A 14761-nucleotide genomic window follows, 5' to 3' on the forward strand; every position below is an offset into this window, starting at 1 on the left:
TTGTCTGCGTGAAGACCTTCGATGACCTGTTCGTGGAGCTCCAGGCGAAGGCCGTCGATCGTCCCGAGGGATCCCGCACGGTCGTCGAGCTCGATGCGGGTGTGCACACGATCGGCAAGAAGATCGTCGAGGAGGCCGCCGAGGTCTGGATGGCGGCCGAGTATGAGTCGGACGACGAGACGGCGGCGGAGATCTCCCAGCTCCTCTACCACCTGCAGGTGCTCATGCTCGCGAAGGGCATCACGCCGGCCGACGTCTATCGACATCTCTGATCCCTTCTTCGCCGCACACCGCCCATGAGCGGGCCTGTCGCGCCCGCAGAGAGAGAATGATGCTTCGCATTGCAGTGCCCAACAAGGGCTCCCTCGCCGAGACCGCAGCGGAGATGCTGCACGAGGCAGGGTACGCGGGTAGGCGTGACCCTCGCGCTCTGACGGTGGCCGATCCGCAGAACGATGTCGAGTTCTTCTATCTGCGCCCTCGGGACATCGCGACCTATGTCGGCTCCGGGGCTCTTGATGTCGGGATCACGGGCCGCGACCTCCTGTTGGATTCGGGTTCGCCTGCCAAGGAGATCGCGAACCTCGCCTTCGGGGACTCGACCTTCCGCTTCGCCGGTCCGGCGGGGCGTTTCTCCGAGCTGTCGGACCTTGAGGGCGTGCGCGTGGCGACAAGCTATCCGGGCCTCGTCCGCGATTTCCTCGCGCGCAACGGCGTGACCGCCGAGCTCGTCAAGTTGGACGGGGCGGTGGAGTCGGCGGTCAAGCTGGGGGTCGCGGATGCAGTCGCCGATGTCGTCTCGACCGGTTCGACTCTCCGTGCCCAGGGTCTTGAGATCTTCGGACCCGTCATCCTCGAGTCGAGCGCCGTCCTGATCGCGGCGGAGTCGGAGCTTCCCGGCATCTCGACGCTTCACCGGCGGCTGCAGGGCGTCCTGGTGGCGCGCCAGTTCGTCATGATGGACTATGACCTCCCGGCCGAGCTGCTTGAGGCGGCTGCCGCGATCACCCCGGGGCTCGAGTCGCCTACCGTCTCGCCCCTGCGGGATGAAAACTGGGTGGCGGTCCGCGTCATGATTCGTCGTGTCGGCATGAACCGTGTCATGGATGAGCTCTATGACCTCGGAGCCCGCGCCATCCTCGTGAGCCCGATTCACGCGGCTCGGCTGTAGGTGTCGCCATGTCGGTAGCGGTGCGGGTCATCCCGTGTCTCGACGTCGCGGCGGGTCGGGTCGTGAAGGGCGTCAACTTCCTCAACCTGCGTGATGCGGGCGACCCGGTGGAGCTTGCACGCAAGTACTACGAGCAGGGGGCGGACGAGGTCACGTTCCTCGATGTCACGGCGACGGTCGACGAGCGCGCGACGATGTATGACGTCGTTCAGGCGACAGCTGAGCAGGTCTTCATCCCGCTGACGGTCGGTGGCGGCGTCCGCACGACCGAGGACGTGTCGCGGCTGCAGGGGCACGGTGCTGACAAGGTGGGTGTCAACAGTGCGGCGATCGCGCGTCCCGAGCTTCTCTCGGAGATCGCGGATCGCTTCGGTTCGCAGGCGCTCGTGCTGTCGCTCGACCTCAAGCGTTCCGAGCGGATGCCCTCGGGTTTCGTCGTCACGACCCATGGCGGTCGCACCGAGACCGATCGTGATGGAATTGCGTGGGCGCGCGAGGCGATCGAGCGGGGTGCCGGTGAGCTTCTCGTCAATTCAATCGACGCCGACGGCACCAAGAATGGTTTCGACCTGGAACTGATCGCGGCGATGCGCGAGGTGAGCTCCGTGCCGGTCATCGCGAGCGGCGGCGCAGGCCGTGTCGAACACTTTCCGCCCGCGATCTCGGCGGGCGCTGATGCCGTGCTCGCAGCATCCGTGTTTCACAGTGGTCAGCTGACGATCGGCGATGTCAAGCGCGAGCTGCGCGATGAGGGAATTCCGGTGAGGTGAGATGACGGACACCATGACGAGCGCCCAGATCGACGAGGTGCTTGCGCGAGCCGCTTTCGGCCGTGACGGGTTGATGCCCGCGATCATTCAGCAGCATGACAGCCTCGAGGTGCTCATGCTGGGGTGGATGGATGCGGAGGCCCTGCGGCGCACTCTGACCGAGGGTAGGGTCACGTTCTGGTCTCGGTCGCGGCAGGAGTACTGGCGCAAGGGCGACACCTCCGGCAACGTGCAGTTCGTCCGCGGCGCCGCCCTCGACTGTGACTCCGATACGATCCTCGTCACCGTCGATCAGGTAGGACCCGCGTGCCACACGGGCGCGCGCCGCTGCTTCGACGTCGATCCGCTCCGGCCGACGCAGGGCCGGGCAGGACAGGAATTCGCAGATCATGACCATGAATGACTCGACGACTCGCGAGCAGTTCGACGCCCTCCTGCCCACCCACCGGGTCATCCCGGTTCTTCGGGAGATCTTCGCGGACGGCGAGACACCGGTCGGAATCTACCGCAAGCTCGCGGATGGCCGCCCCGGCTCGTTCCTACTCGAGTCGGCGGAGCAGGGCGGCATCTGGTCGCGCTTCTCCTTCATCGGCGTCTCGTCGTTCGGCGTACTGAGCGAGGAGGAGGGGCGGGCGACCTGGCTCGACTACGGCCTGCCGGTCTCCCGCGCTTTCGAGGGAGAACTGCCGGAGGGGCCCCTCGCGGCCCTCGATGTTCTTCAGAAGCGCTGGGCGACTCCCAAGGTCGAGGGTCATCCTCCTCTCACGGGTGGTCTTGTCGGGTTCATCGGCTGGGAGGCCGTGCGGCAGCTCGAGCGGTTGCCGGACGGCCCACCTCAGGACTACCCCTTCCCGGCGCAGGCGATGACCTTCGTTTCGGAACTTGCGGTCGTGGATCACCGCACGGGCTCCGTTCTCCTCGTTGCTGCCGCGCTCAACGACGGCGCCGAGCAGCCCGACGAGCTGTGGGCGGATGCCTCGGCGCGACTTGACGCGCTGCAGGAGCGTCTCTCCCAGCCGTCCGAGGCGTGGCTCGCCGACGTCGACATGTCGATCGCCCCCTCACCTGAGGCGCGGATCGCGGAGACCGACTACCACCGCGCCGTTGAGAGGTCGAAGCAGTTCATCCGCGATGGTGACGTGTTCCAGGTGGTCATCTCGCAGCGCTTCGATCACGATGTCTCGGCGGAGCCGATCGACGTCTATCGCGTCCTGCGCACCCTCAACCCGAGCCCGTACATGTATCTGCTCGCGCTCGAGTCTGCCTCGGGGGAGCCGTACTGGGTCATCGGTTCCTCGCCGGAGGCTCTCGTGAAGGTGCAGGATGGGCGCGCTTTCAGCCATCCGATCGCTGGCTCTCGCCCACGCGGCGCGACGCCCGACGAGGATGCATCGCTCGCGGAGGACCTGCTTCGCGATCCTAAGGAGCGCGCAGAGCACCTCATGCTCGTCGATCTCGCGCGCAATGACCTTCAGAAGGTCTGCCTCCCCGGATCCGTGGAGGTCTCCGAGTTCATGCAGGTCGAGCGCTACAGCCACATCATGCACTTGGTCTCGAGCGTCGAGGGCGAGTTGCGTCCGGATGCCTCGCCGCTTGAGGTCTTCGCGGCGACCTTCCCGGCAGGAACGCTCTCGGGGGCGCCTAAGCCGCGCGCGCTCGAGATCATCGACGAGCTCGAGGTGGCTCAGCGTGGATTGTACGGCGGCGTTGTCGGCTACTTCGGGCTTGCCGGTGACGTCGACCTGGCGATCGCGATCCGCACCATGACGATCTCGGGCGGCACTGCACGCGTGCAGGCCGGTGCGGGCCTTGTGGCCGATTCAGACCCGGCGTCCGAGCACCAGGAGGCAAGGAACAAGGCCGCCGCGCCGCTGCGGGCCGTCGCGGTCGCCAACGCGCTGCGGCGGATCACCGGATGACGCGAACGCGGGCGTCGAAGCCTCTCGCCCTTGCCGCCGTCGCACTCCTGAGCGGCGCGATCCTGCTCGCCTGGTCGATGACGTGGTTCACCGTGCGGCTCGCCGATGGCACGTCTCCCACCGGGACGCTGGCTGTCGCGGGCGATGTGGCAGCGCCCGCGCTCGTTCCTCTCGCCCTCGCCTCCCTCGCCCTCGTCGCGGCCCTCGCGATCGCGGGCCCTGCCGTGCGCGTCGTGCTTGCCGTGATCCTCGCGTTTCTGGGGGCGGGGGTCGCGGCGTCGGCCGTCGTGGCCCTTGCGGATCCGCTGCGCGCGGTCGCGGCATCCGTTGTCTCGCTGACCGGTCTCGACGGCGAGAGCGCTGTCGATGCGACCGTGGCCTCGATCGAGGCATCGGCATGGCCGATCGTGACCGTCGTGCTCGGCTGCCTTCTCGCGGGCACGGCAATCGTCGTCGCGATGCGGACGCGCGGCTGGGCCGGCCCGTCGGCGCGCTATGACACGCCAGTCTCGCGCGCGGAGGAGCCACCGCGTGGGGCCTCGACCGTCTCTGACTGGGATGCTCTGAGCGATGGCGACGACCCGACCGGCCCTCCCAGCGCACGATAGACTTTTCCCATCGCACCCGAGAAGGAGTTTCAGTGAGCGACGACAACACCGACCCCGGCCACGGCCACTCTCCCGCAGCCTGGACCGCCGTCACCATCATGCTCATCGCCTTTGCGGCGGGCACCTTGGCGTTCTGGCTCGACCAGCCGGTCTTCGTGTGGGCGTCTGCGGGTCTGCTCGTCGTCGGGCTTCTCGTCGGTTGGATCATGGCCAAGGCGGGTTACGGTGTCGGCGGGCACCGCACGACTCCGAAGGACCACTGAGCTCCGTGCTCGATGACCTTCTCGCCGGCGCGCTGGCGGATGCCGAGGCGCGCCGCAGCACCCGACCGCTCCGCGAGGTCGAGGCCCAGGCCCTCGCCCGTCCTGCAGCTATCGACGCGATCGAGGCCCTTGCTCCGGCTGAGCATGTGAAGATCATCGCCGAGGTCAAGCGCGCGAGTCCTTCGCGCGGCGCCATGGCGGAGATCCCCGATCCGGCCGCCCTTGCCGTCGCCTACGAGACGGGGCGCGCGAGCGCCATCAGCGTCCTGACGGAGGGGCGGCGCTTCGGTGGGTCGCTCGCCGATCTGGAGGCCGTGCGCGCTGCGGTGTCGCTTCCCGTTCTGCGGAAGGACTTCATCGGTGACCCCTACCAGGTGTTCGAGGCACGTGCAGCGGGGGCCGATCTCGTTCTCCTCATCGTGGCAGCCCTCGAGCAGGAGCGGCTGGCGTCCCTCTACTCGCTCATTCGCGAGCTGGGCATGACGGCGCTCGTCGAGACGCACAGCGCCGAGGAGGTGAGCAGAGCGCTCGACGTGGGGGCTGAGCTCATTGGAGTCAACGCCCGCGACCTGTCGACCTTCGAGCTCGATCAGGAGCTCTTCGGCGAACTCGCGGTGCAGATCCCGGCTGGCGTCATCCGCGTCGCTGAGTCCGCCGTGAAGTCGGCGGCGGATGTTGCGCACTACCGCGCGGCGGGAGCTGACGTCGTGCTCGTGGGGGAGGCGCTCGTGACCCAGGGTGACCCCGTCGGCACTCTGCAGGAATACCTGGCCGTCTGACGGCCCCCGAGAACGGAAACCTCGACAGCAATGGCCCTACGAGACCAGACCGGCCCCTTCTTCGGGGAGTACGGCGGGCGCTTCATGCCCGAGTCCCTCATCGCGGCGATCGACGAGATTGCTGAGGCCTATGAGGCCTCGCGCGACGACCCGAGCTTCCAGGCGGAGCTCGCAGAGCTGCACCGCAGCTACACAGGCAGGCCGTCGATCATCACAGAGGTGCCTCGCTTCGCGGAGCACGCGGGCGGCGCCCGCATCATCCTCAAGCGCGAGGACCTCAACCACACGGGCTCGCACAAGATCAACAACGTGCTGGGTCAGGCTCTCCTCACGAAGCGCCTCGGCAAGACGCGCGTGATCGCCGAGACGGGTGCCGGGCAGCACGGTGTCGCGACTGCGACGGCGGCGGCCCTCTTCGGTCTGGAATGCACCATCTACATGGGTGAGGTCGATACCCAGCGCCAGGCACTCAATGTCGCGCGGATGCGTCTTCTCGGTGCCGAGGTGGTGTCGGTGACGACAGGCTCGCGCACCTTGAAGGACGCGATCAATGAGGCCTACCGCGAGTGGGTGACCTCGGTTGAGACGACCAACTACGTCTTCGGCACGGCGGCGGGTCCCCATCCCTTTCCCGCGATGGTTCGCGACTTCCAGAAGATCATCGGTGAGGAGGCACGCGAGCAGGTCCGTGAGCTCACGGGCCGCCTGCCCGACGCGGTGGCGGCGTGTGTGGGCGGCGGATCGAATGCCATCGGCGTCTTCCACGCCTTCCTCGACGACCCGGATGTGCGGCTGTACGGCTTCGAGGCCGCGGGAGACGGTGTCGACACTCCGCGCCACGCCGCCTCGATCGGGCGGGGGCGCCCCGGTGTGCTCCATGGCGCGCGGAGCTATCTCCTGCAGGACGAGGACGGGCAGACGATCGAGTCGCACTCGATCTCGGCGGGACTCGACTACCCGGGCGTCGGGCCAGAGCACGCCTGGTTGGCGGACCTCGGCCGGGCCGAGTACCGTCCGACGACCGACACTGAGGCGATGGACGCCCTCCGGCTTCTGAGCCGTACCGAGGGGATCATCCCCGCGATCGAGTCGGCCCACGCGCTCGCGGGTGCGCTTGAGCTCGGTCGTGAGCTCGGTCCGGAGGCGATCATCCTCGTCAACCTGAGTGGCCGAGGGGACAAGGATGTCGCCACGGCGGGCCGCTGGTTCGGCCTGTTCGATGAGGGGGCACGACAGGAATGAGTGATGCAGTGACGAGGAACGCGGCATCCGTCGAGTCCGTCATCCGCGCACGCCGCGACGCGGGCAGCGGCGCTCTCGTGGGCTACCTCCCCGTGGGGTTCCCCGACCTGGATACGAGCGTCGACGCGGCGGTGGCCCTCGCCGAGAACGGCGTCGACGTGCTCGAGCTGGGCGTGCCGTACTCAGACCCCGTCATGGATGGGCTCGTGATCCAGAAGGCGACGCAGACCGCCCTTGAGCGGGGCTTCCGCCTCCGGGACGTCTTCACGGCGGTGGAGCGCATCCGGGCCCGCGTCGACATCCCAGTGCTGGTCATGACCTACTGGAACCCCGTCATGCAGTATGGCGTGGAGCGATTCGCGACAGACCTCGCGTCGGCGGGCGGCTCCGGCCTCATCACACCGGACATCACCCCCGACTCCGCGGGGGAGTGGATCGACGTGAGCGACCGCACCCGGCTCGACCGCGTGTTCCTCGCGGCGCCCACCTCGAGCGACGCACGCCTGCGCCAGACCGTCTCGGCCACGAGGGGATTCGTCTACGCCGTCTCGACCATGGGCATCACGGGACTCCGCACCGACCTGGATGCTGCGGCCCGCACGCTCATCGCCCGCCTCCGTGATGCCGGCGCTCGCACGGCCTGCGTCGGCATCGGAATCTCGAATCCGGAACAGGTGCGGCAAGTGCTCGAATACGCGGATGGCGCGATCGTCGGCACCGCGCTTGTGAAGTCGCTCGCGGAGGGTGGGGTTTCAGCCTTGGCCGAGACCGCCTCTGCACTCTCCGCCGGTACTAGGCTTAACTAGTTTCTCCACGGGTCCGGCGCAAGCCGCCCGCCCAGACGAAAGGTTGCCCCGCGCGTGATCGTGCCCACCAGCATCCCCAGCCCAGACGACGAGTGGCGCGTCTTCAACCTTGGAGAGTGGTTGCGCGATCTCGGCCTCGACTGGTTCACGCTCGACATCGCAATCCACGCCTATGCGCTCTGCATTCTCATCGGAATCTTCGCCGCGGCGTGGCTCACGAATCGCAGGTTGACGGCGCGAGGTGCCGAGCCGTGGGTCGTCATCGATATCTGCCTCTTTGCGGTGCCCCTCGGCATTGTCGGTGCACGGATCTTCCATGTACTGACCCACCCGGACGACTACTTCGGCCCCGGTGCCAATCCGTGGGCAGTGCTCTTCGTTTGGGAGGGCGGTATCGCAATCTTCGGTGCCCTGATTGGGGGAGCGGTCGGAGCTCTCATCGGCTGCCGCATCACGGGTATCCGCTTTTGGAGCTTCGCCGACGCTCTGGCTCCGGGTCTGCTCCTTGCGCAGGCTTTCGGGCGCTTCGGCAACTGGTTCAACCAGGAGCTCTACGGTCTCCCCACCGACCTGCCGTGGGGCCTTGAGATCGATGCCGACAACCCCGCTTTCCCCGTGGGGCTCCCCGATGACACGCTGTTCCACCCGACCTTCCTCTACGAGGTCATCTGGAACCTGCTGGGTGTCGTCGTCATCATCGCCGTCGCACGCCGCCTGCAGCTGCAGTGGGGTCGCGTCTTCGGGCTCTATCTCATCTGGTACGGCGCGGGCCGGATCGTCTGGGAGTCGATCAGGATCGACCCGAGTGAGGTGTTCTTCGGCATCCGCACGAACGTGTGGGCGGCCCTCGCAGCGGTCATCATCGGCATCGTCATCATCGTCGTTCAGGGGCGTCGCCACCCCGGGCTCGAGCCGAGTCCGTACGTGCCCGGGCGCTCTTGGCAGCCCGACCGTGATGTACACTCTGACGACACATATTCGGACGACGACGATGACTACAGGGTGGTGGTCTCGTCCCCCGAGTCGCCCGCATCCGTGTCATCCACCGGGTCCGCCACAAGCGGCTCGAGCACATCACCCTGAACCGCGAGGCAACCCGCGCGCTGGTACGGGATTTCCACAGAGGGCCATCGGCGTCCCACTTGTTCCAACCCCGAGGACGGTCCTTATGACTCTTCCCAACCCCTTCACACGATTCAGCACCGTTCCCGCCGCGTCGGGCTTGTTCGACCCTGACCAGGAGCGGGATGCTTGCGGCCTCGCAATGGTCGCCACGCTTCGCGGCACGCCAGGCCACGACATCATTGCGACGGCCCTGGAGGCGCTTCGCAACCTCGAGCACCGCGGCGCAATCGGTTCCGACGCGGGCACGGGAGACGGCGCCGGCATCATGACCCAGATCCCCGACGCGTTCCTGCGCGAGGTGACCGACTTCGAGCTGCCCAGGGTTGGCTCCTACGCGGTCGGGATGGCATATCTGCCGACCGAGGCTGACGCCCGGTCTGCGGAGAAGGCTGGCATCGAGGCGATCGTCGTCGAGGAGGGGCTTGAGGTCCTGGGGTGGCGCGAGGTTCCGATCGTCCCCGATGTTCTCGGTAACCTTGCCCGCCAGGCGATGCCTGCCTTCGAGCAGCTCTTCATCGCCGCGGCTGCAGGCGAGAGCGGCGATCGTCTTTCCGGCGTCGAGCTGGACCGGCGCGCCTTCCGCGTGCGCAAGCGCGCTGAGCGCTCGCTCGGGTCGTACTTCCCGTCCCTCAGCAGCAGGACCCTCGTCTACAAGGGAATGGTCACGACGCTTCAGCTCGAGCCCTTCTACCCGGACCTTTCCGACGAGCGTTTCGCGTCGAAGCTCGCCCTCGTGCACTCGCGCTACTCGACCAACACCTTCCCGTCGTGGCCGCTCGCCCAGCCCTTCCGGATGATCGCTCACAACGGAGAGATCAACACGGTGCAGGGCAACCGCAACTGGATGCGTGCCCGGCAGTCCCAGCTGGAGTCGGAGCTGCTCGGCGACATGGCGCCGCTCATGCCCATCGTGAGCCCCGGCGCGAGCGACTCGGCCTCGTTCGACGAGGTTGTAGAACTGCTGGAGCTTTCCGGCCGCTCGCTGCCCCACGCCATGATGATGATGGTGCCCGAGGCCTACGAGAACCAGGCGGACATTGACCCTGCCCGGCGTGCCTTCTACGAGTACCACTCGATGCTCATGGAGCCGTGGGACGGCCCTGCTGCCCTCGTCTTCACGGACGGCAGCCTCGTGGGCGCGACGCTCGACCGCAATGGTCTGCGCCCCGGACGCTTCCTGATCACGGATGACGGGCTCGTCGTGCTGGCGAGCGAGATCGGTGTCTTCGACGTCGAGCCGAGCCGCGTGGTCCGCAAGGGGCGCCTGCGGCCGGGTCGTATGTTCCTGGTCGACACGGCCGCGGGTCGCCTCATCGAGGACGACGAGATCAAGGGTCAACTCTCCGCCGCGCAGCCCTGGCAGGAGTGGCTCGACAACGGGCGGATCAACCTCAAGGACCTGCCTGAGCGCGAGCACATCGTGCATACGCCCGCGTCGGTGACCCGGCGCCAGCGCACCTTCGGCTACACGGAGGAGGAGGTGCGCATCCTCATCGCCCCTATGGCGCAGAACGGCCAGGAGCCGATCGGCGCGATGGGCTCGGACACGCCAATCGCGGTGTTGTCGGAGCGTCCGCGACTCCTATTCGATTACTTCACGCAGCAGTTCGCGCAGGTGACCAACCCGCCGCTCGACTCGATCCGTGAGGAAGTGGTCACGTCGATGCGCACGGGGCTCGGCCCGGAGCGCAACCTCCTCACGGCGACGCCCGAGCACGCGTACCAGATCGCCCTCGATTTCCCCGTGATCGACAACGATGAGCTCGCGAAGATCCTGCGCATCGATTCCTCACCGGGAAGCCGCACGACCACGACGGTCAAGGGGCTCTATCGGCATGACTCCGGCAAGACCGCCATGCGCGATCGTCTCGCCGCCATGTGCGAGGAGGTCGACGACGCGATCGAGCGCGGTGCCAAGTTCATCGTGCTCTCGGACCGTGATTCCAACCGCGACCTCGCCCCCATTCCCTCACTGCTGATGCTCTCGACGGTGCATCACCACCTCATCCGGCGTGAGAACCGCCTCAAGGTGGGTCTCATCGTCGAGGCGGGTGACGTGCGCGAGGTGCACCACGTCGCACTCCTGATCGGGTACGGCGCATCCGCCGTGAACCCGTACCTTGCCATGGAGACGGCGGAGGAGCTTGTCCGCAACGGCACTGTCACCGGCACGACCCCCGACAAGGCTGTTCACAACGTCATCAAGGCGCTCGGCAAGGGTGTCCTCAAGATCATGTCCAAGATGGGCATTTCCGTCGTCGGTTCCTATGTGGGCGCGCAGGCCTTCGAGGCCGTCGGTCTCGCCCAGGACTTCGTGGACGAGTACTTCACGGGAACGACGACCAAGCTCGGCGGAATCGGCCTTGAGGCCATCGCGGCGGAGAACCTCGCCCGCCACTACTCCGCGTATCCCGAGGAGGGCACGTCGCGCACGCACGAGCGTCTCGCAACGGGTGGCGAGTACCAGTGGCGCCGCGAGGGCCCGCCCCACCTCTTCAACCCGGATACGGTGTTCCGACTGCAGCATTCGACGCGTACTCGTCGCTACGACATCTTCCGCGACTACACGCGACTCGTCGACGAGCAGGCGAGCAGCCTCATGACCCTGCGCGGCCTGTTCGAGCTGGAGAAGGGCGTGCGTCCGCCCGTTCCGCTCGACGAGGTCGAGCCCGTATCGGAGATCGTCAAGCGCTTCAACACGGGTGCCATGAGCTACGGTTCGATCAGCAAGGAAGCGCACGAAACGCTTGCGATCGCGATGAACCGGCTCGGTGGTCGCAGCAACACGGGCGAGGGCGGCGAGGATGTCGAGCGGTTGCTCGATCCCGAGCGCCGCAGTGCCATCAAGCAGGTGGCCTCGGGGCGCTTCGGCGTCACGAGCATGTACCTGACGCACGCGAGTGACATTCAGATCAAGATGGCGCAGGGGGCCAAGCCGGGGGAGGGCGGCCAGTTGCCCGCGGGCAAGGTGTACCCCTGGATCGCCAGGACCCGCCACGGCACGGCCGGCGTGGGACTGATCTCCCCTCCGCCCCACCACGACATCTACTCGATCGAGGACCTCAAGCAGCTCATCTTCGATGTGAAGCGGGCAAACCCGGAGGCTCGCGTTCACGTCAAGCTCGTGAGTCAGAACGGCATCGGCGCGGTCGCCGCTGGTGTCTCCAAGGCCCTCGCGGATGTTGTGCTCGTCTCCGGGCACGACGGCGGAACGGGTGCGAGCCCGCTCAACTCCCTCAAACACGCGGGAACGCCGTGGGAGCTCGGCCTCGCCGAGACGCAGCAGACCCTCATGCTCAACGGCATGCGAGACCGCGTCGTCGTGCAGGTCGACGGTCAGCTCAAGACAGGTCGCGACGTCATCGTCGCGGCGCTCCTGGGCGCCGAGGAGTTCGGTTTCTCGACGGCACCGCTTGTCGTCGAGGGCTGCATCATGATGCGCGTCTGCCACCTCGACACCTGCCCCGTCGGCGTCGCGACGCAGAACCCGGAGCTGCGGGAACGGTTCACGGGCAAGGCCGAGTACGTCGTGAACTTCTTCGAGTTCATCGCGCAGGAGGTGCGCGAGTACCTCGCGGAGCTGGGCTTCCGCTCGCTGGACGAGGCGATCGGTCACAACGAGGTCCTCGGCATCGATCGCGCCGTGAAGCACTGGAAGGCTGAGGGTCTCGACCTGACTCCGATCCTCGTGGGCCCGCAGTTCTCCGAGAACGAGCCCCGCCGCAACTCGACCACCCAGGACCATGAGCTCGACCGGCACTTCGACGTCGAGCTCATCCGGCAGGCCGCTCCGGCTCTCGAGAATGGCACGCCCGTCACGATCGAGCTCCCCATCCGCAACACGGAGCGTGCGGTGGGCACGATGCTCGGCAACAGGGTCACGCGTGCGTACGGTGAGCAGGGGCTTCCCCCGAACACGATCGATGTGCGCCTGCGTGGATCCGCGGGCCAGTCGCTCGGGGCCTTCCTTCCCTCGGGCATCACGATTCGGCTTGAGGGAGACAGCAACGACTATGTCGGCAAGGGTCTCTCTGGCGGCAGTGTCGTGCTGCGTCCCGATCGCGATGCCGTCTTCCCGGCGGAACTCAATGTCATTGCCGGCAATGTCATCGGCTACGGTGCGACGCAGGGCAGCCTCTTCATCCGCGGGCGCGTGGGTGAGCGCTTCCTCGTACGAAACTCGGGCGCGACGGGCGTCGTCGAAGGCGTGGGAGACCACGCTCTCGAGTACATGACCGGGGGCCTCGCGGTCATCCTGGGCACGACGGGGCGCAACCTCGGCGCCGGCATGTCGGGCGGCACGGCCTACGTGTACGATCTCGTCCCCGAGCGTGTCAACCGTGAGTCGCTCGCGTCCGGCGAGCTCATCCTCGAACCGCTCGGCAGTGGCGACGTGGCGATCCTCGTCGACCTGCTCGAACGGCACGTCGCCGAGACGGGGTCGACCCTGGCGAAGCGGATGCTCGAGGAGCGCGAGGCGACGATGGAACGCTTCGTCAAGGTGGTCCCGCGGGACTACGCCGCCGTCATCGCTGCACGCGAGACGGCCATCAGTGAAGGACTCGACCCCGACGGCGACGTCGCGTGGTCACGCATCATGGAGGTGACCGGTGGCTGATCCGAAGGGATTCCTGAAGACGCGGGAGCGCGAGCTGCCCCCACGTCGTCCGGTCGCGCTGCGGCTGATGGACTGGAAAGAGGTCTACGAGCAGGGTGACGCGGCGACGCTGCGCCGCCAGGCGGGACGCTGCATGGACTGCGGCATCCCGTTCTGCCACCAGGGTTGCCCGCTCGGCAACCTCATTCCCGAGTGGAACGACCTGACGCGCCGAGGTGAGGGCCGCCAGGCGATCGATCGCCTGCACGCCACGAACAACTTCCCCGAGTTCACGGGCAAGCTCTGTCCCGCCCCGTGCGAGACCTCGTGCGTCTTGGGAATCAATCAGCCGCCTGTGACCATCAAGCAGGTCGAGGCCTCGATCATCGAGCAGGCCTGGGCGAACGACTGGGTCGAGCCGCATCCGCCGGAGCGGCTGACGGGCAAGACGGTCGCCGTGGTCGGCTCGGGGCCGGCGGGTCTCGCGGCAGCGCAGCAGCTCACGCGAGCAGGTCACACGGTCGCCGTCTACGAGCGCGACGACCGCATCGGCGGTCTGCTTCGTTATGGCATTCCCGACTTCAAGATGGAGAAGCGGGTCCTCGAGCTGCGTCTCAAGCAGATGCAGGCAGAGGGCACGCGCTTCCGCGCGGGCGTCAATGTCGGAGTCGACATCTCGTGGAGTGATCTGCGAGCTCGCTACGACGCGGTCATTGTGGCGACGGGCGCGACGGTTCCGCGTGATCTGCCGATTCCTGGGCGCGACCTGGCAGGTGTCCACTTCGCGATGGAGTACCTCGTCGAGCAGAACCGCGTCGTGGCGGGTGACCAGGTGGTCGACCAGATCACTGCCGAGGGAAAGCACGTCGTGGTGCTGGGCGGCGGTGACACGGGCGCGGACTGCATCGGGACGGCCCACCGTCAGAAGGCGCTCTCGGTCACCAATCTGGCGATCGGCAAGCAGCCGCCGTCGGAGCGTCCCGAGCACCAGCCGTGGCCCACGCAGCCCACCCTGTTCGAGGTGCAGTCGGCCCATGAGGAGGGCGGCGAGCGCGTCTACCTCGCTTCGACGGTCGAGTTCCTCTCCAACGAGGTCGGCGAGGTGCGGGCCATCCGTGTCGCTGAGACGGAGTACATCGACGGTCGACGCGTGCCGAAGTCGGGCACAGAACGTGAGATCCCCGCGGACCTCGTCCTCCTCGCTCTCGGCTTCACGGGGCCCGAACGGCAGGACCTCGAGGGCCAGCTCTCCCTGTCGTTCGACGGCACCGTTCCCGCGCGGGAGTCGAACTACGAGTCCGACCACTCGGGCGTCTTCGTGGCAGGCGATGCCGGACGTGGACAGTCGCTCATTGTCTGGGCCATTGCGGAGGGCCGCGCGGTAGCCGCGGAGGTCGATCGCTTCCTGGAGGGGGACACCCTGCTCCCCGCTCCCGTGCGCCCGACTGACCGGCCCATCGCACTTTGATGCCGTTTCGAAC

General features: G+C 67.3%; 13 protein-coding genes. All 13 read left to right on the forward strand.

Annotated features, from left to right (window positions below; translation table 11 throughout):
• Positions 1-8 precede the first annotated feature (8 nt).
• The 13 genes from OH146_RS01070 to OH146_RS01130 all read left to right on the forward strand — a co-directional run bounded on the left by OH146_RS01070 (position 9) and on the right by OH146_RS01130 (position 14748).
• Entirely contained in the window at positions 9-272 is a 264-nt protein-coding gene (locus tag OH146_RS01070) for a phosphoribosyl-ATP diphosphatase (RefSeq protein WP_265156502.1), read from the forward strand.
• Between the two features lie 59 nt (positions 273-331).
• Complete coding sequence (gene hisG, locus OH146_RS01075) at positions 332-1171, forward strand: ATP phosphoribosyltransferase (protein ID WP_265156504.1); 840 nt, start codon at positions 332-334, stop codon at positions 1169-1171.
• An 8-nt stretch (positions 1172-1179) separates the two neighbouring features.
• On the forward strand, positions 1180-1941 hold the full coding sequence (gene hisF, locus OH146_RS01080; RefSeq protein WP_265156506.1) for an imidazole glycerol phosphate synthase subunit HisF: 762 nt from the start codon (positions 1180-1182) through the stop codon (positions 1939-1941).
• 1 nt (position 1942) lies between these two features.
• Positions 1943-2344: a phosphoribosyl-AMP cyclohydrolase gene (gene hisI, locus OH146_RS01085; protein WP_372508443.1), complete on the forward strand. Its 402-nt coding sequence runs from the start codon at positions 1943-1945 to the stop codon at positions 2342-2344.
• Positions 2337-3860: an anthranilate synthase component I gene (locus OH146_RS01090; protein WP_265160587.1), complete on the forward strand. Its 1524-nt coding sequence runs from the start codon at positions 2337-2339 to the stop codon at positions 3858-3860. The genes hisI and OH146_RS01090 overlap by 8 nt, the downstream gene beginning before the upstream one ends.
• Positions 3857-4468, forward strand: a complete 612-nt coding sequence (locus OH146_RS01095) for a Trp biosynthesis-associated membrane protein (RefSeq protein ID WP_265156508.1) — start codon at positions 3857-3859, stop codon at positions 4466-4468. Before OH146_RS01090 ends, OH146_RS01095 begins: the two co-directional genes overlap by 4 nt.
• 32 nt (positions 4469-4500) lie before the next feature.
• Positions 4501-4731, forward strand: a complete 231-nt coding sequence (locus OH146_RS01100) for a DUF6704 family protein (RefSeq protein ID WP_265156511.1) — start codon at positions 4501-4503, stop codon at positions 4729-4731.
• A 5-nt stretch (positions 4732-4736) separates the two neighbouring features.
• Positions 4737-5510 (forward strand): indole-3-glycerol phosphate synthase TrpC, encoded by a 774-nt coding sequence (trpC, locus tag OH146_RS01105; protein WP_265156513.1) that lies wholly within the window; start codon positions 4737-4739, stop codon positions 5508-5510.
• A 30-nt stretch (positions 5511-5540) separates the two neighbouring features.
• Entirely contained in the window at positions 5541-6752 is a 1212-nt protein-coding gene (trpB, locus tag OH146_RS01110; RefSeq protein WP_265156515.1) for a tryptophan synthase subunit beta, read from the forward strand.
• On the forward strand, positions 6749-7558 hold the full coding sequence (gene trpA, locus OH146_RS01115) for a tryptophan synthase subunit alpha (protein WP_372508444.1): 810 nt from the start codon (positions 6749-6751) through the stop codon (positions 7556-7558). Before trpB ends, trpA begins: the two co-directional genes overlap by 4 nt.
• A 54-nt stretch (positions 7559-7612) precedes the next feature.
• Positions 7613-8641, forward strand: coding sequence for a prolipoprotein diacylglyceryl transferase (gene lgt / locus OH146_RS01120; RefSeq protein WP_372508445.1), 1029 nt, complete (start codon positions 7613-7615; stop codon positions 8639-8641).
• Positions 8642-8726: 85 nt separating this feature from the next.
• Positions 8727-13301, forward strand: coding sequence for a glutamate synthase large subunit (gene gltB / locus OH146_RS01125; protein ID WP_265156519.1), 4575 nt, complete (start codon positions 8727-8729; stop codon positions 13299-13301).
• Positions 13294-14748, forward strand: a complete 1455-nt coding sequence (locus OH146_RS01130; protein WP_265156521.1) for a glutamate synthase subunit beta — start codon at positions 13294-13296, stop codon at positions 14746-14748. Before gltB ends, OH146_RS01130 begins: the two co-directional genes overlap by 8 nt.
• The last annotated feature ends 13 nt before the right edge of the window (positions 14749-14761 follow it).

Origin of the sequence: Homoserinimonas sedimenticola (genome assembly GCF_026094475.1) — a bacterium.
GTDB classification, from domain to species: Bacteria; Actinomycetota; Actinomycetes; order Actinomycetales; family Microbacteriaceae; genus Homoserinimonas; species Homoserinimonas sedimenticola.

What these genes read in the sequence shown, in the direction of transcription:
- hisG (WP_265156504.1), top strand. Translation starts at nt 332, where the DNA reads ATGCTTCGCATTGCAGTGCCCAACAAGGGCTCCCTCGCCGAGACCGCA.
- hisF (WP_265156506.1), top strand. Translation starts at nt 1,180, where the DNA reads ATGTCGGTAGCGGTGCGGGTCATCCCGTGTCTCGACGTCGCGGCGGGT.
- hisI (WP_372508443.1), top strand. Translation starts at nt 1,943, where the DNA reads ATGACGGACACCATGACGAGCGCCCAGATCGACGAGGTGCTTGCGCGA.
- OH146_RS01090 (WP_265160587.1), top strand. Translation starts at nt 2,337, where the DNA reads ATGAATGACTCGACGACTCGCGAGCAGTTCGACGCCCTCCTGCCCACC.
- OH146_RS01095 (WP_265156508.1), top strand. Translation starts at nt 3,857, where the DNA reads ATGACGCGAACGCGGGCGTCGAAGCCTCTCGCCCTTGCCGCCGTCGCA.
- trpB (WP_265156515.1), top strand. Translation starts at nt 5,541, where the DNA reads ATGGCCCTACGAGACCAGACCGGCCCCTTCTTCGGGGAGTACGGCGGG.
- trpA (WP_372508444.1), top strand. Translation starts at nt 6,749, where the DNA reads ATGAGTGATGCAGTGACGAGGAACGCGGCATCCGTCGAGTCCGTCATC.
- gltB (WP_265156519.1), top strand. Translation starts at nt 8,727, where the DNA reads ATGACTCTTCCCAACCCCTTCACACGATTCAGCACCGTTCCCGCCGCG.